Here is a 16,188-nt window from a genome sequence, read left to right as displayed (position 1 = left end):
GGGTTTTTGGCTGAGTGGACATGGGCTCATGTGAAGTCCTGGAGACATGGCGTTGGATCTGGTCAATGTGTGAGCCGTGTAGGAATGGGCCCTGATTCCTGTGAGGCGTGATTTTTGGGGCGATTAACTGCCAATATATGCTTCGTGGAGCATTGAGTGCTACACACAGGCGCAGTCAGAAGATACTGTTCGTTCTTTGAATTCGATGCATAAGGAAACCTCTGATGCTCAAGACTCTGAGCGTTAAAAATCTCACGGTTTTCCGAGAACTGAACCTCATTTGCAGCCCTGGCCTCAACGTGATTGTCGGTGAGAACGGCATGGGCAAGACTCATCTGTTGAAAGTGGCCTATGCGCTGATCGCTACCAGCTCCGATGCTTCAAAGAAAACCCATTCGCCTGAACCCACCAAGACCTATCTGCAAAAAGCCTATGCGGAAAAATTGACCGGCGTATTCAGGCCTGAATCGGTTGGCAGGCTGGCACGTCGCAAGCAAGGTCGTGATAGGTGTGAAGTGTCACTGACTTTTGATGATGAGGCGCTGAACACTTCCATCAGTTTCGCTACCAGCGCCAAAACGGATGTGCAGATAGAACGGCTACCAGTGAGCTGGGACAGACAAAGCCCTCTCTACCTGCCAACACGTGAATTGCTGACGATTTTTCCAGGTTTTGTTTCTGTATATGAGGGACATTATCTTGAGTTTGAGGAGACATGGCGTGACACATGTCTGCACCTTGGCTCGCCTACGCTGAAAGGTCCCAGAGGGAAATGGGCAGCCCGTGTTCTGGAGACTATTGAGGATGCTCTTGGGGGTAAGGTAGTTCTGGACACCAATGGGCGCTTTTACCTGAGCGTGCCGGGCAGTGGAACCATGGAGATGCCTCTGGTGGCCGAAGGATTAAGGAAGCTTGCAATGCTTGCTCGCCTGATTGCCACTGGGTCTTTACTCGACAAGGGCTATCTGTTCTGGGATGAGCCTGAGGCAAATCTTAATCCTCGTTTGATCAGGCTAGTGGCCAATGTCATACATGCTCTATCCAGCCATGGGGTTCAGGTATTTATCGCTACCCACAGCTTCTTCCTTCTGAAGGAGCTTGATCTTCTCGCGCGTAAAAATCCTTTTCCGCTTCGGTATTGGGGGCTGATACGAGAGAAAGGGGGGGAAGGCGTTGCCGTAGAGCAAACCGTTGCTTTGAATGAGTTATCGAGGCTGGTCATGCTTGATGAAGAGCTCGCTCAGTATGATCGAGAGCTGGATATTGCCAATGGTTGATGTTGTTGAAGGGATGTTGACGTTTTCATTCGATGACGAGTGGCAGGTTATCAAGTTCGATGAGTCTCAGTGGTACTGCGATCGGATGAAAAGGCAGCTCAAAGGGATGGATATTCTGGCCATCAAGGACGAAAGGCATTGGTGGATCGAGATCAAGGATTGCTTGGGTTATGAGCCTGCCAATATTCCTAGAATGTCAGGTGCAGACCCCTCGGGAGTCACAAGCACCAAGGAGTGGCTGGCCGGGCAGTCTTTTGCTGGCGACGTCAAAGTACAGCGCCAAAAGCTTTTTATCATTGATGAAGTGATGCAAAAGTTCAGGGACACTTTGGCGTCTGTTGTGATTGCTCAGCGTGAAGGTGATCAGGAGTTGCGTGCTTATGTCGCGCCGATAAAAGGAAATCCGCCGCTGGTTGTGGTCTTGCTGCTTACTTGGGAGCCACGGGAATATGGGCGTTTGGCGGCTCGATTAAAGTTAAAACTCGATATGGCTTTGAAACCCTATGGGCTGACGGGGTTTGTAGTGAATGAAACCTGTAGGGTTCCAGGGCTGGATCCGGCAATAACGCGAGCACCATAAACCTGATTTTTTGCCCTGCTGATTTCACAGGCTTCCATGGAAAGCCTGTGAAATGGTTTTTGCGGCAGGGACTTCAGCCGCGTAGGAGCGAATTCATTCGCGAGCGGGGGCCTACCCCCGCTGCCAAAGCGCGTAATAAACCTGTCCGGCCTTTTTCTCGCGATGCAGTCTCCAGTTGCCCGGCAGGCCGGTGGTGGAGGGGGCGTTTTCGCTTTCGGTGTAGATCCAGGCGTTGCCTGCCAGCCAGCCACGGGATTCCAGCAGGGTGCAGGCCGAGGCCAGCAGACCCTGGTGGAATGGCGGGTCGAGGAAGACTACGTCGAACTGCGTTGCGGTAGCTGTTTCCAGGTGGCGCAGGGCGTCGGCCTGGGCGATCTGGCCTGTCGTGCAGTTCAGCAGGTTCAGGTTCTGGCGCAGGCTGGCGATTGCAGCAGCGTTGCTGTCCAGTGCCAGGCCCATGCTGGCGCCACGCGACAGGGCCTCGAAATACAGTGCGCCGCTGCCAGTGAAGACATCCAGCACCTTGGCGCCTGCAATATAAGACGCGAGCCAGTTGAACAGGGTTTCACGCACGCGATCGGGTGTCGGGCGCAAGCCGGGGGCGTCGGGGAAGGTCAGGCGGCGGCTGCCCCATTCTCCCCCGATGATACGAAGTTGGCCCAGACCGTTATGGGTCTTCGGACGTGGATTGGCCATTAGTGCTCCGGAACCCCTGTAGGTCGTTGAACGGGTTTGTCGGTGGGAGGCGGCAGTGGCTTCTGTGGCACGGTCGGACCGACCGTGACGATCACCATCTTGTCGGCGCTCAGGTGTTTGTTCATGGCGGTCTTGACCTGCTCGACCGTCACGCTCTGGGCCTGAGTCATGTAGTCCTCAAGGAAGGTCAGCGGCAGGTCATAGAAACCGATGGAGCCCAACTGGCCGACAATCGCGGAGTTGTTGGCGGCCGTCAGCGGGAAGCTGCCGGTCAGTTCGCGTTTGACGTCGTCGAGTTCTTTCTGGGTCGGGCCGTTGGCGAGGAAATCACGCACGATGTCCTGCACCAGTTTCAGGGTGTTTTCGTTCATGTCGGCGCGGGTTTGCAGGCCGATCGTGAAAGGCCCCAGCGCCTGCATCGGGGAGAACCCGGACGACACGCCGTAGGTCAGGCCGCGCTTTTCGCGGACTTCAGTCATCAAGCGACTGCCGAAACCGCCACCGCCCAGGATCGAGTTGCCGATGCTCAGTGCCGCGTAGTCCGGGTCGTTACGATCAATACCGATCTGCGCCAGCATCAGGTGTGTCTGGTTGGACGGGAATTCGATGTGCGTGCTGCCGGGCTTGGGGTCGACAGCCTTGGCGATCTTCGCCAGTGCCGGGCCTTTGGGCAGCGAGGCCGAGACTTGTGCGGCGATGGTTTGCGCCTCGTCACGTGACAGGTCGCCGACCAGTGCGATCACCGTGTTGCCAGCCGCATAACCTTTGGCGTGAAAAGCCTTGAGTTGCGCGAGGGTGATGGCGTTGATGCTTTTGGCATTGCCGTCGCTTGGGTGCCCATAAGGATGGTCGCCGTACAGCTTCTTGAACAGTTCCTGACCGGCAATGGCGCCAGGGTTCTGTTTCTTCTGCTCGAAGCTGGACAGCAGCTGGTTCTTGATTCGGGCCAGCGAGTCGGCAGGGAAGGTGGGTTTGCCCACGACTTCGCCAAACAGCTTCAGGGCAGGCTCGCGCTTGTCCGTTGCGCTGAGGCTGCGCAACGAGGCCACGGCCATGTCGCGGTAGGAGCCGTTGCCGAAGTCGGCACCCAGGCCTTCAAAGCCTTGAGCGATGGCGCTGACATCCTTGCCCTTGACGCCTTCATTGAGCATGGCGTTGGTCAGCAGCGCGATGCCGGGTGACGCCTGATCCTGACTGCTGCCTGCGGCGAAGATCAGGCGCAGGTCGAACATCGGCAGCTCGCGGGACTCGACGAACAGCACCTTGGCGCCTTCGGCGGTGTTCCAGGTCTGGATATTCAGCGTGCGGCGGGCCGGGGTCTTGCCGTCCAGTTCCTTGAGGGTCTGCAGTTGGCTGCCCAGTTGCGGGGTGGCCTGCGCAGCATCGTTGCCTGCGGCATTGTCTGCCAGAGCCGGTTGGGCAACGAACGCGCCGAGCGAAGCGCTCAGTGCCAGGCCCAGCAGGGCGTTGCGGGGAGTGTTGCGCTTGATCATTTGGCTTTCTCCTCAGGCAGAGCGTGTGCAACGCTGAGGCGTTCACGGGTGAAGTAGGTGTTGGCGGCTTTCTGAATGTCTTCCGGGGTCACGCTTTGCAGAGCAGCCAGTTCTTCGTCGATCAGCTTCCAGGACAAACCGACGGTTTCCAGTTGGCCGATGGTGGTGGCCTGGCTGGTGATCGAATCGCGCTCGTAGACCACACCGGCAATGACCTGTGCACGTACGCGCTCCAGCTCTTCTGCCGAAGGCGCCTTGGTTTTCAGGTCATTGAGCAGACGCCAGATACCAGCCTCGACATCGGCCAGGGTTTTTTTCTTCTGCACGTTGGGTGTCGCGCTGATCATGAACAGGCTGTCGCCGCGCACGAAGGCGTTGTACATGGAGGATGCGCTGGAAACCAGTTCTTCGCCGCGTTCCAGACGAGTCGGGATGCGGGCGCTATAGCCGCCGTCGAGCAGCGCGGAGATCAGGCGCAGGGCATTGATCGAACGCTGGTCCTCAGCAGTGCTCAGGCTCGGCACGTTGAAGCCGAAAATCAGGCTCGGCTGCTGAGTCTTGACGTGCATGCTGATGCGACGCTCGCCAGGCTCGGCCAGTTCCAGCGGTTTTTTCGCAGGCGGCACGTCGCGGCGCGGGATCGGGCCGAAAAAGCGCTCGGCCAGGGCTTTGACTTCTTCTGGCTTCACATCGCCTACCACCACCAGAGTGGCGTTGTTCGGGGTATACCAGGATTGATACCAGTGGCGCAGATCCTCGATCTGCATGCGGTTCAGGTCTTTCATCCAGCCGATGGTCGGCGTGTGATAGCCGCTGGCCGGGTAGGCCATGGCCTTGAAGCGCTCGAAGACCTTGCTCATGGGCTTGTCATCGGTGCGCAGGCGGCGCTCCTCCTTGATGACTTCGATTTCGCGGCTGAACTCGTCGGCCGGCAGCTTCAGGGTCGCCATGCGATCGGCTTCCAGCTCCAGGGCCACGCTCAGGCGGTCGCGGGCCAGAAGCTGGTAATAAGCGGTGTAGTCGTCGCTGGTGAAGGCGTTTTCTTCGGCTCCCAGATCGCGCAGGATCAATGAAGACTCACCGGGACCTGTCTTGCTGCTGCCTTTGAACATCATGTGCTCAAGGGCGTGGGACAGACCTGTCTGGCCCGGTGTCTCGTAGCTGGAGCCGACCTTGTACCAGATCTGGGATACCACGACCGGTGCGCGGTGGTCTTCGCGGACGATGACTTTCAAGCCATTGTCCAGCATGAATTCATGAGTAGGCTGTGGATCGGCGGCCAATGCTGTCAGGGGCAGACAAATCGTGCTGAGCAGCAGGCCAGCGGCGCGGCGGGCTAGAGCATTCATTCGTAATTTGAACCTGTAGGACTGCCCGCTTGAACTTAGCGTCGGCGGGCGCGGGGGTGTTAGGATACTGATCCGTTTGCGACAGAAACAGCCTTCATTAGCCAAGTGCGAGTGAAACCTGTTCAAATCGCGGTTAAACACCAGGCCATTAAAGAACGGCCTAATGAACAAGCAGCCCTAAAAGCAGTCTTGGTACATGTCAGAATTTTCCGAAACGCCCTATGGCGTTTCGCTACCTTGAGATAGCCGTCCTCCATGTTTGGTTCCAACGACGACAAGAAGACCCCAGCCGCGGCTGGAGAAAAGAAAGGCCTGTTCGGATGGCTGCGTAAAAAACCGCAGGAAGCCGCAGAACCGGCGCAAGAGTTATCCACAGCCCAGCCCGAGCCGGTTGCCGAAGCGCCGCTGCCTGTCGAGCCACAACTCGCGCCGCCAGTTCCTGAGCCCTCCCTCGAAGCCCACGCGCCAGAAGCTCATGCTCCTGTGCAACCAGGTGAGCCTGCTCCGCAGCCCTGGCTGACCTTGCCTGTGGCTGAAGAGCCGGTGGCCTTGACCGATGAGCGTGAGGCTCATGTCACGCCGCCGATTCCGGAACCCGTGCATGCGGCTCCCGAGCCTGTGATCGAGCCCGCGCCGGTGCTGGAAGTTGCGCCAGCCGTGGTGCCTGAGCCTGTCCCGGTTATACCGCCAGTTGCCGCGCCTGTAGTGGAGCAGCCAGTTGCCGAGGTTGCCGAGCCTGTTGTTGAAGCTGCACCTGCCGAGCCACAGGCCGAAGCACCCAAGGTCGGTTTCTTCGCCCGCCTCAAGCAGGGCTTGTCGAAAACCAGCGCCAGCATTGGCGAGGGCATGGCCAGCCTGTTCCTGGGTAAAAAGGCAATCGACGATGACTTGCTTGAAGAAATCGAAACCCGTTTGCTGACGGCCGACGTGGGTGTCGAAGCGACATCGGTGATTATCCAGAGCCTGACCCAAAAGGTTGCGCGCAAGCAGTTGACCGATGCTCAGGCGCTTTACACCTCGCTGCAAGGCGAACTGGCTGCGATGCTCAAGCCTGTCGAGCAGCCGCTGGTTATCAAGGCCGAGCACAAGCCGTTCGTGATTCTGGTGGTAGGCGTCAACGGCGCGGGCAAGACCACGACCATCGGCAAGCTGGCCAAGAAGCTGCAACTCGAAGGCAAGAAAGTCATGCTGGCGGCGGGTGATACCTTCCGCGCTGCCGCCGTCGAGCAATTACAGGTCTGGGGCGAGCGTAACCATATTCCGGTCATCGCCCAGCATACGGGCGCCGACTCGGCCTCGGTGATCTTCGATGCCGTACAGGCCGCCAAGGCCCGTGGCATCGATGTGCTGATCGCTGACACTGCGGGCCGTCTGCACACCAAAGACAACCTGATGGAAGAACTGAAAAAGGTTCGTCGTGTGATCGGCAAGCTGGATGCCGACGCACCGCACGAAGTCCTGCTGGTACTCGATGCCGGCACCGGTCAGAACGCCATCAATCAGGCCAAACAATTCAACCAGACGGTCTCCCTGACCGGCCTGGCACTCACTAAACTCGATGGCACGGCAAAAGGCGGTGTGATCTTCGCTCTGGCCAAGCAGTTTGGCTTGCCGATCCGTTATATCGGCGTGGGTGAAGGTATCGACGATCTGCGTACCTTTGAAGCCGAACCCTTTGTTCAGGCTCTGTTTGCGGAGCGGGAGCGTACATGATTCGTTTCGAGCAGGTCGGTAAGCGTTATCCGAATGGACATGTCGGATTGCATGAACTGAGCTTTCGAGTACGTCGCGGTGAGTTCCTGTTCGTTACCGGCCACTCCGGTGCCGGTAAAAGCACCTTGCTGCGCCTGTTGCTGGCCATGGAACGCCCGACAACTGGCAAATTGATGCTGGCGGGTCAGGATCTGGGACAGATCAGCAACGCCCAGATTCCGTTTTTACGGCGTCAGATCGGTGTGGTGTTCCAGAACCATCAGTTGCTGTTCGACCGCACCGTTTTCAACAACATCGCGCTGCCCTTGCAGATTCTCGGTCTGTCCAAGGTCGATATCGCCAAGCGTGTGGATTCGGCACTGGAGCGTGTGGCCTTGTCCGACAAGGCGGATCTGTACCCTGGCGACTTGTCCACAGGCCAACAGCAGCGTGTCGGTATTGCACGTGCCATCGTCCATCGCCCGGCCTTGCTGCTGGCCGATGAACCGACCGGTAACCTCGACCCTCGATTGGCCGCAGAAATCATGGGCGTGTTTGAAGACATCAACCGGTTGGGGACCAGCGTGCTGATCGCCAGTCACGACCTGGCACTGATCGCGCGTATGCGCCATCGCATGCTGACCCTGCAACGCGGTCGTCTGATCGGTGACGGGGAGGCCGGAGCATGAGTGCCACTCGCAAGGTATCGGATCGTGTCGCGCCCAAGGCCGCCGATCCTTCCCCGCCGAAGCAGAATAAACGCCAGGATCACGATGATGATGGCCCGGACTTCAGCACTTTGCTGGCCGCCTGGCTGGAAAGCCATCGCTCCAGCCTGCTCGACAGCCTGCGCCGTCTGGGCAAGCAGCCAATCGGCAGTTTCTTCACCTGTCTGGTGATGGCCATTGCATTGAGTCTGCCCATGGGCCTGTCATTGCTATTGAGCAATGTCGAGCGTCTGGGTGGGTCGTGGCAGCGTGCGGCGCAGATATCGATCTATATGCATCTGAACGCCAATGCGGCGGATGGCGCCCGTTTGCGTGACGAAATCAAGTCCATGCCAGGCGTTGCCGATGCCGAGTACATAAGCAGCGAGCAGGCGCTGGGCGAGTTCCAGCAACAGTCCGGCCTGGGCGAGGCGCTCAAGGAGTTGCCGCAGAACCCGTTGCCGGGCGTAGTGCTTGTCACTCCAACGGAGGTCGACAAGCCTGCACTTGAAGCCCTGCGCTCCCGACTGGCCGGCCTGCCTAAAGTGGAACAGGCCCAGCTCGATCTGGTCTGGGTGGAACGTCTGGCGGCGATTCTCAAGCTGGGTGACCGTTTTGTCTTCGGCTTGACGGTCTTGCTGGTTTCCGCTTTGCTGCTGGTGATCGGTAACACCATCCGTCTGCACATCGAAAACCGTCGTACCGAGATCGAAGTCATCAAACTGGTCGGCGGTACAGACAGCTATGTGCGCAGGCCTTTCCTTTATATGGGCGCGCTGTATGGTTTTGGGGCGGGTTTCCTGTCCTGGGGCGTGCTGGCGTTCGGTCTGGACTGGCTGAATGACTCGGTCGTCGGGCTGGCAGGCCTGTACGGCAGCGACTTCGCGCTGGCGGGTGTTCCGTTGGCCGATGGTCTGTCGCTCTTGCTTGGAGCGGTCTTGTTAGGGTATATCGGTGCTTGGATTGCGGTCGCCCGCCATTTGCGAGAGCTGGCGCCACGTTAAAGTGAATTTTGTTTAACCAATTGACTTTTCAGCGCAGGGAACTTGTCTAGCGGTTCCCGGTCAATTTCGCAGTGCTGAACTGCACGAGTCATGAGTTGGAGGTTTTTCCCGTATGACCACTTCTTTGCAACCTGCATATGCCTTAGTCCCGGGTGCGAACCTGGAGGCTTACGTGCACACGGTGAACAGCATTCCCTTGCTGACGCCTGAGCAGGAGCGTGAACTGGCTGAGAGTCTCTACTATGAACAGGATCTGGATGCGGCTCGTCAGATGGTCCTCGCCCACCTGCGTTTTGTCGTGCATATCGCACGCAGTTATTCGGGATACGGTCTGGCCCAGTCCGACCTGATCCAGGAAGGTAACGTCGGCCTGATGAAGGCTGTAAAGCGCTTCAACCCGGAAATGGGTGTGCGTCTGGTGTCGTTCGCCGTTCACTGGATCAAGGCGGAAATCCACGAATTCATCCTGCGCAACTGGCGTATCGTCAAGGTCGCCACGACCAAGGCCCAGCGCAAACTGTTTTTCAACCTGCGCAGCCAGAAAAAGCGTCTGGCGTGGCTGAACAACGATGAAGTACATCGTGTGGCTGAAAGCCTTGGCGTTGAACCACGTGAAGTTCGCGAGATGGAAAGCCGTCTGACCGGCCAGGACATGGCGTTCGATCCGGCGTCGGAAGCTGACGACGACAGCGCATTCCAGTCGCCAGCCAACTACCTGGAAGACCACCGTTACGATCCTGCGCGTCAGTTGGAAGATTCCGACTGGAGCGACAACTCCACGGCCAATCTGCATCAGGCCCTGGACGTACTGGACGAGCGTAGTCGCGACATCCTCTACCAGCGCTGGCTGGCAGAAGAGAAAGCCACGCTGCACGACCTGGCGCAGAAGTACAACGTCTCCGCCGAACGTATTCGCCAGCTCGAAAAGAGCGCGATGAACAAGCTGAAGACATCGATAGCTGCGTAATACGCAAAACGCCCTGATAACCTCAGGGCGTTTTTGTATCTGTGTCGCGAATGAATTCGCTCCTACAAACTTCATAGGAGCGAGTTCATTCGCGAAGGCAGGTAATTACAGCTTGCGACTACTGTTCAACCCCGCCAGATAACTGTCCCCACCCAGTTGACGCATCTGCTGACGAATCCAGCCCGCACGGCGTGAGACATAGCTGCTGGGATGGCTGGCGCTCCATTGGCGCGGGTTGGGCAGTACGGCGGCGAGGTAGCTGGCCTGCTGCGTCGACAGGGCGCTGGCGTTGATGCCGAAGTGATGCTGCGCTGCGGCTTGTGCGCCGAATACACCTTCATCCCACTCGACGCTGTTGAGGTACACCTCAAGAATGCGCTCCTTTGACCACAGCAACTCGATCAGGGCCGTGAACCAGGCTTCAAGCCCTTTGCGCAGATAGCTGCGGCCCGACCACAGAAACAGGTTTTTCGAGACTTGCTGGCTCAGCGTACTGGCCCCGCGTATCGAACCCCCGCGCTCGTTGTGCAGGATCGCAGCCTGAATGGCGCTGATATCAAAACCCCAGTGCTCGGCGAATTTCTGGTCCTCGCCTGCAATGACCGCAACTTTCAAACTGTCGGAAATCCTGTTCCACGGCTGCCAGGTGCGCTGCAGGTCAATGGGCTCGCCATCAATCCATGATTCAATCTTGCGCTCGACCATCAACGCCGTGCCCGGTGGCGGGACCCAGCGCAGGACAAGAACCAGAATGAAACTGCCTGCTGCAAACCACAGCAGGGTTTTGGCGACACGATGCAAGAGAAAACGCAGCATAGAGATGGCTTGGCCGAACCCGTTGAGCGGGCCATTATACAGACCGTGCGCCATTGGACGATTTTTGACTGGAGATCCTTGATGCTTCGTAGCTTTTTGATGCTTGCTGCCTTTTTCGGCTTTACCGGCGTGGCCCTTGGCGCATTCGCTGCCCACGGCCTGAAAGGTCGGTTGAGCCCCGAATATCTGGCGATTTTCCATACCGGCGTGCTTTACCAGTTGGTTCATGCACTGGCTTTGCTCGGCGTGGCTGTGCTCGCGGCACAGATTCCCGGTCGGCTGGTCACCTGGGCCGGTTTCTCCTTCGCCATTGGCATCGTGCTGTTCTCCGGCAGCCTGTATGTGCTGACCCTCAGCGGCATCAGCAAGCTGGGGATCGTGACGCCATTCGGCGGGCTGGCCTTTCTGATCGGTTGGCTGACCCTGGGCGTTGCGGCCTGGCGTCTGGGTGGCGTATCCCAGTGATCGCGAGCCGCGCTTGAGACGAATGGCGCGGCTTTGCCTTGGTCATACCGGCTGATCGGGCTAGAATGCTGGCCCCTAAAATGATGGCTGCTGTCTCGCATGCACATTCAGTTGAACGGTGAATCCTTTGAATTGCCCGATGGTGAAACCGTCGCGGCTTTGTTGGCTCGTCTGGATCTTGCCGGACGCCGGGTAGCCGTCGAGCTGAACCTGGATATCGTGCCCCGCAGCCAGCATGAATCCACAGTCCTGCGCGAAGGCGATCAGGTCGAAGTGGTCCATGCCATCGGCGGCGGCTAGCCCCGGCACAGCAATGACCCCCTTGTGCTAGTTAAAGAGGATTTCCGATGAGCAATGTTCGCAGCGACAAGCCATTCATCCTGGCCGGTCGGACCTTTGAGTCGCGTCTGCTGGTAGGCACCGGCAAGTACGCGGATATGGAACAGACCCGCCTGGCTATCGAAGCCTCGGGTGCAGAAATCGTCACGGTAGCCGTGCGGCGCACGAACCTGGGTCAGAACCCGGGCGAGCCGAACCTGCTGGACGTTCTGCCGCCGGATCGCTACACCATTCTGCCTAACACGGCCGGTTGCTTCGATGCCGTCGAAGCTGTGCGTACCTGCCGTCTGGCCCGCGAGCTGCTCGACGGGCGCAATCTGGTGAAGCTGGAAGTGCTGGCTGACCAGAAAACCCTGTTTCCTAACGTGATCGAGACCCTCAAGGCTGCCGAAGTGCTGGTCAAGGACGGTTTCGACGTGATGGTCTACACCAGCGACGATCCGATCATCGCCCGTCAACTGGCGGAGATCGGCTGTATCGCGATCATGCCGCTGGCGGGTCTGATCGGGAGTGGCCTGGGGATCTGCAACCCGTACAACCTGCAGATCATCCTGGAAGAAACAAAGGTTCCGGTTCTGGTGGATGCCGGTGTCGGTACTGCTTCCGACGCAACCATCGCCATGGAGCTGGGTTGCGAAGCCGTGCTGATGAACTCGGCCATCGCCCATGCTCAGCAGCCGGTCATGATGGCCGAGGCCATGAAGCACGCTGTAATTGCCGGTCGTCTGGCGTACCTCGCCGGGCGTATGCCAAGAAAACTCTATGCCAGCGCATCTTCGCCGCTGGATGGCCTGATCAAGTAAGAGCCCGTTGATGATTGATTCGCACGTTCCACACCCAGAGTCGCCTGCTACCGAAGAAGGCGAAGAGCGCCATCACCGCCGCATCAAGAGCTTCGTGATGCGTGCCGGTCGCATGACCGAAGGCCAGCAGCGCGGTCTGGACCAGGGCTTGCCGAAGTTCGGCTTGCAGCTGACTGACGCCCCTGTGGATTTCGATCAGGTGTTTGGCCGTTCAGCGCCGCGTACTCTGGAGATCGGCTTCGGCATGGGCCACTCGTTGCTGGAAATGGCGGCGGCTGCGCCTGAGCACGACTTCATTGGTGTCGAAGTGCATTCGCCGGGTGTGGGTGCGTTGCTCAATGGCGCGCTGACTCAAGGCCTGACCAACGTGCGGGTCTACGATTGCGACGCGATCGAAGTGCTGAACCGGTGCATCGCCGATAACAGCCTCGACCGCCTGATGCTGTTTTTTCCGGACCCATGGCACAAGAGCCGTCACCACAAGCGCCGCATCGTGCAGCCCGAGTTTGCGGCACTGGTGCGCAGCAAGCTGAAGGTCGGTGGCGTGTTCCACATGGCTACCGACTGGGGCCCGTACGCTGAATACATGCTGGAAGTGATGAGTGCTGCACCTGGTTATCGCAATCAGGCAGAAGACAACCAGTATGTCCCGCGCCCGGCCGAGCGTCCGATCACCAAGTTCGAGCGCCGTGGTGAGCGCCTGGGGCATGGTGTGTGGGATCTGAAGTTCGAGAAGCTGGCTTAAAACCGGTTAGCGAATTCATTCGCGAAGAAAAGCTATTTACGATCCGCAATCACACCGATCAACACCAGCACCACCAACAAGACCGGCGCCAGACTGTAATTGTTGAACTGGCTCAGGCCACGCACGACCCAGGGTGTTGCATAGATCAGCGCCAGGCCGCTGCCGATGGTACACAGCAGCGCCAGAAGCGGGATGCGCAATGCGCCTGTCATGCTGCTGATACGTTGCTCGATCCATACCTTGAAGTCCGAACCGAACAGCACCAACAAACAGCCCACAAGTGCCAGTGCAATTTCTGACAGATTGTTGCGACTCCATCGCGAGACGGTGGCGAGCAGATCGAGTATGAGATCCATGCAGGGTCCTTAGGTCAGAAAGTATTGCAGCAAGTCATTGAGAAAAAGCTGGCCTTGCGGGGTTGCGACCAGACGTGTCGGGTCGGCTTGCAGCAGGCCGCGTTGTTCGGCTTGTCGGCGGGCGCTGGCCAGTGAATCGACGCTTAGACCTGTTCTTTCGCGAAATAATGCAGCGTCCACACCATTTGTGAGGCGCAGTGCATTCATCAGGAACTCAAAAGGCAATTCCTCGACGCTCAACAGCTTGGAACCGGCCTGGAACGGCTTTTTCGGATTGAGATAATCCTTGGGCAGGCGTGTTTTCCAGGTGCGGACAATGCGACCGTCCGGATGGCTGAGTTTGCCATGGGCGCCTGCACCGATACCGATGAAGTCCCCGAAACTCCAGTAATTGAGGTTATGTCGCGCTGCCTTGCCAGGCTGGGCATAGGCAGAGACTTCGTACTGCGCATAGCCGCTGTCAGCCAGCAGTTGCTGACCGGTTTCCTGAATATCCCAGAGGATGTCGTCTTCTGGCAGGACTGGCGGCTGGTTCCAGAAAACGGTGTTGGGCTCCAGCGTCAACTGATACCAGGACAGATGTGTCGGTGCCAGTGCGATGGCCTGACGCAGGTCGTTCAGGGCTTCGTCCTGAGACTGGTCCGGCAGGCCGTGCATCAGGTCCAGGTTGAAGTTGTCGAAACCGGCCATACGCGCCATGTCGGCAGCACGAATCGCTTCGTCACCGTTGTGAATCCGTCCCAGAGCCTTGAGCTTTGCTTCCTGGAAACTCTGGATGCCGATGGACAGCCTGTTGATGCCCAGCCCGCGATAGGCGCTGAACTTGACTTGCTCGAAGGTGCCTGGATTGGCTTCCAGAGTTATTTCGATATCGCTGGCAAAGCGGATGCGCTGCTCGACACCGGCCAGCAGCCGGCCCAAGGCTTCGGCGCTGAACAGGCTCGGCGTACCGCCGCCGAAGAAGATCGAGCGCAGTTCACGGCCATGGACGTGAGGCAGGTCCTGATCCAGGTCTGCCAGCAGCGCATCGACATATTCCTGCTCCGGCAACACCGGGCTGGCAGTGTGAGAGTTGAAGTCGCAGTACGGGCATTTGCGCACGCACCACGGGATATGGATGTACAGCGACAACGGTGGCAGTTGCGGCAGGGCAGCCCTTGGGCTTTCGGACGAAAAGCCAGCCTCACCCAGAAACAGGGGCTGCGCAGGTGGATCGTGGATCATTTCAGACCCAGGCGTTGACGCAGTATGGCCATGGCGCGGGCGCGATGGCTGAGCTGGTTTTTCTCGGTCGGGCTGAGTTCGGCGCTGGAGCAGTTGCGTTCAGGCACCCAGAACAGTGGATCGTAACCGAAGCCATGTTCGCCGCTGGCCGCATGCAGGATGCGCCCGTGCCACAGGCCTTCGCAGAGAATCGGCAGCGGGTCGTCGGCATGGCGAACCAGTGCCAGTACGCAAACGAACTGTGCGCCGCGTTGCTCGTCGGGCACGTCTTTCAACACATCCAGCAGCTTGGCGTTATTGGCCGCGTCACCCTTGCCGTCGGCGTAGCGTGCCGAATAGATGCCTGGCGCTCCGCCGAGAAAATCCACTGCCAGCCCCGAGTCGTCGGCCAGTGCCGGCAGGCCGGAAAGGCGCGAGGCGTTGCGGGCCTTGAGGATCGCATTCTCGACGAAGGACAGGCCGGTTTCTTCCGGCTCGATGTGGCTGAACTCGCCTACGGAGCGCAACTGCACGCTGTCGCCCAGCATGGCCTGGAGTTCTTTGAGTTTGCCGCCGTTGTGGCTGGCCAATACAAGTTGCGTGAGGTTCATCATTGGCCCGGGAAAAGCTCTTGGTTGAAACTGAAGCTATTGGTATCGCTGCCAGTTTTAACGTGGATGTCGAAGGTTCGGTTTTCCTGCTGTGGCACAGGGTATTGCGCAATGTAGTAGACCGCGCCGCGCTCGGTGATCTGCTTGAAACTCAAGGGGATCGAAGCGCTGGTCAGGTCCTTGATCGTGCCGCTGACCTGTGCCGCCTGCGGTTTGCCATCCTTCAGCACGGAGATATTGATCACGCCCTGATTCTTGCTGCGGATCAGCTCGGTGCCTTTGGCGATCTCCGGCTGCAGGAAGGTCGAGTTGAAGGTGGAGTAGTGAACGGTGATGTCGCCAAACTTTTCCTGTCGCTCACCCTTGATGGCATCGGCTGCCAGTGCAGGCAGGCCCAGACAGGCAGTCAGCAGGAAAATAGCCAGGCGGCTCATGTTCGTTCTCCTTCACATTCCATGAATCAGACAGCGATCTGATGGTCGAGCAGGCCGGGGCTACTGACCCGGTAAATGCCGATTTCACCCAACAGATTAGGCCATAGCTTGCTGGCCCACCCGTGACGATGCTGTTGATCGACGGCAAGCCTGTCGATCACTTGTGCCTCGCGTTCGCGGCACAGCTCTTCAAAGTCTTCAAAGGTGCAGAAGTGAATGTTCGGCGTGTTGTACCAGGTATAAGGCAGGAACTCGGACACCGGCATGCGGCCCTTGCTCGCCAGATACCAGCGGCAGCGCCAGTGACCGAAGTTCGGGAACGTAATGATGCACTGGCGACCGACACGCAGCATTTCGTCGAGGATTCTGTCCGGGTAATGCACGGCTTGCAGGGCCTGGGTCATGACCACGATATCGAAGCTGTTGCTGGCAAAGTTGCCCAGGCCCTTGTCCAGGTCCTGTTCGATCACGTTGATGCCCTTGGCCACGCACTCGGCAATATTGTCCGGGTCGTTTTCAAGGCCGTAGCCGGTGACTTGCTTGTTGTCGCGAAGCCAGGTCAGCAACTCGCCATCGCCACAACCCAGGTCGAGCACGCGGCTGCCTGCGGGGATCCATTCCTGGATGATCTCAAGGTCGGCTCTCATGGCG

Annotated in this window: 19 protein-coding genes; 10 read left to right on the top strand and 9 right to left on the bottom strand. The window is 58.6% G+C overall.

Annotation, left to right across the window (positions count from 1 at the left end; genetic code table 11):
* Positions 1 to 224: 224 nt before the first annotated feature.
* Positions 225 to 1,277, top strand: coding sequence for an AAA family ATPase (locus tag JL015_RS14235; RefSeq protein ID WP_201018885.1), 1,053 nt, complete (start codon positions 225 to 227; stop codon positions 1,275 to 1,277).
* The gene (locus tag JL015_RS14230) at positions 1,246 to 1,857 is read left to right on the top strand and encodes a hypothetical protein (protein ID WP_201018884.1); all 612 of its coding nucleotides are present in this window, start codon (positions 1,246 to 1,248) and stop codon (positions 1,855 to 1,857) included. Before JL015_RS14235 ends, JL015_RS14230 begins: the two co-directional genes overlap by 32 nt.
* Positions 1,858 to 1,968: 111 nt before the next feature.
* On the opposite strand, the gene rsmD is transcribed toward JL015_RS14230, so the two are convergent.
* From rsmD to JL015_RS14215, 3 genes are read right to left on the bottom strand one after another with little or no spacing between them, the layout of a single operon-like run.
* Complete coding sequence (rsmD, locus tag JL015_RS14225; protein ID WP_201018883.1) at positions 1,969 to 2,553, bottom strand: 16S rRNA (guanine(966)-N(2))-methyltransferase RsmD; 585 nt, start codon at positions 2,551 to 2,553, stop codon at positions 1,969 to 1,971.
* Positions 2,553 to 4,046, bottom strand: a complete 1,494-nt coding sequence (locus JL015_RS14220) for a M16 family metallopeptidase (protein ID WP_201018882.1) — start codon at positions 4,044 to 4,046, stop codon at positions 2,553 to 2,555. The genes rsmD and JL015_RS14220 overlap by 1 nt, the downstream gene beginning before the upstream one ends.
* Positions 4,043 to 5,395 (bottom strand): M16 family metallopeptidase, encoded by a 1,353-nt coding sequence (locus JL015_RS14215; RefSeq protein WP_201003891.1) that lies wholly within the window; start codon positions 5,393 to 5,395, stop codon positions 4,043 to 4,045. Before JL015_RS14215 ends, JL015_RS14220 begins: the two co-directional genes overlap by 4 nt.
* A gap of 255 nt (positions 5,396 to 5,650) precedes the next feature.
* Here JL015_RS14215 and ftsY point away from each other — a divergent pair, with 255 nt between their 5' ends.
* The 4 genes from ftsY (at position 5,651) to rpoH (ending at position 9,765) form a co-directional block, all read left to right on the top strand.
* Positions 5,651 to 7,108 carry a signal recognition particle-docking protein FtsY gene (gene ftsY, locus JL015_RS14210; RefSeq protein WP_201018881.1) on the top strand — a complete coding sequence of 486 codons (1,458 nt, stop codon included), beginning with the start codon at positions 5,651 to 5,653 and terminating at the stop codon, positions 7,106 to 7,108.
* Complete coding sequence (gene ftsE / locus JL015_RS14205; protein WP_201003888.1) at positions 7,105 to 7,776, top strand: cell division ATP-binding protein FtsE; 672 nt, start codon at positions 7,105 to 7,107, stop codon at positions 7,774 to 7,776. The genes ftsY and ftsE overlap by 4 nt, the downstream gene beginning before the upstream one ends.
* Positions 7,773 to 8,798 carry a permease-like cell division protein FtsX gene (gene ftsX, locus JL015_RS14200; protein WP_201003886.1) on the top strand — a complete coding sequence of 342 codons (1,026 nt, stop codon included), beginning with the start codon at positions 7,773 to 7,775 and terminating at the stop codon, positions 8,796 to 8,798. The genes ftsE and ftsX overlap by 4 nt, the downstream gene beginning before the upstream one ends.
* A 112-nt stretch (positions 8,799 to 8,910) precedes the next feature.
* Positions 8,911 to 9,765, top strand: coding sequence for an RNA polymerase sigma factor RpoH (gene rpoH / locus JL015_RS14195; protein WP_025262287.1), 855 nt, complete (start codon positions 8,911 to 8,913; stop codon positions 9,763 to 9,765).
* A gap of 105 nt (positions 9,766 to 9,870) precedes the next feature.
* On the opposite strand, the gene mtgA is transcribed toward rpoH, so the two are convergent.
* The gene (mtgA, locus tag JL015_RS14190; RefSeq protein WP_201003884.1) at positions 9,871 to 10,581 is read right to left on the bottom strand and encodes a monofunctional biosynthetic peptidoglycan transglycosylase; all 711 of its coding nucleotides are present in this window, start codon (positions 10,579 to 10,581) and stop codon (positions 9,871 to 9,873) included.
* A gap of 81 nt (positions 10,582 to 10,662) precedes the next feature.
* Here mtgA and JL015_RS14185 point away from each other — a divergent pair, with 81 nt between their 5' ends.
* The 4 genes from JL015_RS14185 to trmB all read left to right on the top strand — a co-directional run bounded on the left by JL015_RS14185 (position 10,663) and on the right by trmB (position 12,933).
* Positions 10,663 to 11,046 carry a DUF423 domain-containing protein gene (locus JL015_RS14185; RefSeq protein WP_201018880.1) on the top strand — a complete coding sequence of 128 codons (384 nt, stop codon included), beginning with the start codon at positions 10,663 to 10,665 and terminating at the stop codon, positions 11,044 to 11,046.
* Positions 11,047 to 11,145: 99 nt separating this feature from the next.
* Positions 11,146 to 11,346: a sulfur carrier protein ThiS gene (thiS, locus tag JL015_RS14180; protein WP_117166447.1), complete on the top strand. Its 201-nt coding sequence runs from the start codon at positions 11,146 to 11,148 to the stop codon at positions 11,344 to 11,346.
* A 47-nt stretch (positions 11,347 to 11,393) separates the two neighbouring features.
* Positions 11,394 to 12,188: a thiazole synthase gene (locus JL015_RS14175; RefSeq protein ID WP_025262283.1), complete on the top strand. Its 795-nt coding sequence runs from the start codon at positions 11,394 to 11,396 to the stop codon at positions 12,186 to 12,188.
* A gap of 97 nt (positions 12,189 to 12,285) precedes the next feature.
* Positions 12,286 to 12,933, top strand: a complete 648-nt coding sequence (trmB, locus tag JL015_RS14170; protein WP_236124183.1) for a tRNA (guanosine(46)-N7)-methyltransferase TrmB — start codon at positions 12,286 to 12,288, stop codon at positions 12,931 to 12,933.
* Positions 12,934 to 12,965: 32 nt separating this feature from the next.
* Here the strand turns inward: trmB and JL015_RS14165 are convergent, their stop codons facing one another.
* The 5 genes from JL015_RS14165 to metW are packed head-to-tail and all read right to left on the bottom strand — an operon-like array spanning position 12,966 to position 16,184.
* Positions 12,966 to 13,289: a DUF3392 domain-containing protein gene (locus JL015_RS14165; protein WP_025262281.1), complete on the bottom strand. Its 324-nt coding sequence runs from the start codon at positions 13,287 to 13,289 to the stop codon at positions 12,966 to 12,968.
* A gap of 9 nt (positions 13,290 to 13,298) precedes the next feature.
* A complete protein-coding gene (gene hemW, locus JL015_RS14160; RefSeq protein ID WP_236124167.1) occupies positions 13,299 to 14,513 on the bottom strand; it encodes a radical SAM family heme chaperone HemW in 1,215 nt (404 codons plus the stop codon).
* Positions 14,510 to 15,106, bottom strand: coding sequence for an RdgB/HAM1 family non-canonical purine NTP pyrophosphatase (rdgB, locus tag JL015_RS14155; protein WP_201003874.1), 597 nt, complete (start codon positions 15,104 to 15,106; stop codon positions 14,510 to 14,512). The genes hemW and rdgB overlap by 4 nt, the downstream gene beginning before the upstream one ends.
* Entirely contained in the window at positions 15,103 to 15,537 is a 435-nt protein-coding gene (locus JL015_RS14150) for a DUF4426 domain-containing protein (RefSeq protein ID WP_201018879.1), read from the bottom strand. Before JL015_RS14150 ends, rdgB begins: the two co-directional genes overlap by 4 nt.
* Positions 15,538 to 15,563: 26 nt before the next feature.
* Positions 15,564 to 16,184 (bottom strand): methionine biosynthesis protein MetW, encoded by a 621-nt coding sequence (metW, locus tag JL015_RS14145; protein WP_201003871.1) that lies wholly within the window; start codon positions 16,182 to 16,184, stop codon positions 15,564 to 15,566.
* Between the last annotated feature and the right edge of the window lie 4 nt (positions 16,185 to 16,188).

This window comes from Pseudomonas cichorii (genome assembly GCF_015471405.1).
GTDB lineage: Bacteria > Pseudomonadota > Gammaproteobacteria > Pseudomonadales > Pseudomonadaceae > Aquipseudomonas > Aquipseudomonas serbiensis.
The sequence above is the reverse complement of the archived record's forward strand: the minus strand, read 5'-3'. Positions and strand labels throughout refer to the sequence as shown.

Excerpts from the sequence above, each read along its gene's own strand:
- JL015_RS14235 (WP_201018885.1), top strand. The coding sequence starts at position 225 with ATGCTCAAGACTCTGAGCGTTAAAAATCTCACGGTTTTCCGAGAACTG.
- JL015_RS14230 (WP_201018884.1), top strand. The coding sequence starts at position 1,246 with ATGATCGAGAGCTGGATATTGCCAATGGTTGATGTTGTTGAAGGGATG.
- rsmD (WP_201018883.1), bottom strand. The coding sequence starts at position 2,553 with ATGGCCAATCCACGTCCGAAGACCCATAACGGTCTGGGCCAACTTCGT.
- JL015_RS14220 (WP_201018882.1), bottom strand. The coding sequence starts at position 4,046 with ATGATCAAGCGCAACACTCCCCGCAACGCCCTGCTGGGCCTGGCACTG.
- JL015_RS14215 (WP_201003891.1), bottom strand. The coding sequence starts at position 5,395 with ATGAATGCTCTAGCCCGCCGCGCCGCTGGCCTGCTGCTCAGCACGATT.
- ftsY (WP_201018881.1), top strand. The coding sequence starts at position 5,651 with ATGTTTGGTTCCAACGACGACAAGAAGACCCCAGCCGCGGCTGGAGAA.
- ftsE (WP_201003888.1), top strand. The coding sequence starts at position 7,105 with ATGATTCGTTTCGAGCAGGTCGGTAAGCGTTATCCGAATGGACATGTC.
- ftsX (WP_201003886.1), top strand. The coding sequence starts at position 7,773 with ATGAGTGCCACTCGCAAGGTATCGGATCGTGTCGCGCCCAAGGCCGCC.
- rpoH (WP_025262287.1), top strand. The coding sequence starts at position 8,911 with ATGACCACTTCTTTGCAACCTGCATATGCCTTAGTCCCGGGTGCGAAC.
- mtgA (WP_201003884.1), bottom strand. The coding sequence starts at position 10,581 with ATGCTGCGTTTTCTCTTGCATCGTGTCGCCAAAACCCTGCTGTGGTTT.
- JL015_RS14185 (WP_201018880.1), top strand. The coding sequence starts at position 10,663 with ATGCTTCGTAGCTTTTTGATGCTTGCTGCCTTTTTCGGCTTTACCGGC.
- thiS (WP_117166447.1), top strand. The coding sequence starts at position 11,146 with ATGCACATTCAGTTGAACGGTGAATCCTTTGAATTGCCCGATGGTGAA.
- JL015_RS14175 (WP_025262283.1), top strand. The coding sequence starts at position 11,394 with ATGAGCAATGTTCGCAGCGACAAGCCATTCATCCTGGCCGGTCGGACC.
- trmB (WP_236124183.1), top strand. The coding sequence starts at position 12,286 with ATGCGTGCCGGTCGCATGACCGAAGGCCAGCAGCGCGGTCTGGACCAG.
- JL015_RS14165 (WP_025262281.1), bottom strand. The coding sequence starts at position 13,289 with ATGGATCTCATACTCGATCTGCTCGCCACCGTCTCGCGATGGAGTCGC.
- hemW (WP_236124167.1), bottom strand. The coding sequence starts at position 14,513 with ATGATCCACGATCCACCTGCGCAGCCCCTGTTTCTGGGTGAGGCTGGC.
- rdgB (WP_201003874.1), bottom strand. The coding sequence starts at position 15,106 with ATGATGAACCTCACGCAACTTGTATTGGCCAGCCACAACGGCGGCAAA.
- JL015_RS14150 (WP_201018879.1), bottom strand. The coding sequence starts at position 15,537 with ATGAGCCGCCTGGCTATTTTCCTGCTGACTGCCTGTCTGGGCCTGCCT.
- metW (WP_201003871.1), bottom strand. The coding sequence starts at position 16,184 with ATGAGAGCCGACCTTGAGATCATCCAGGAATGGATCCCCGCAGGCAGC.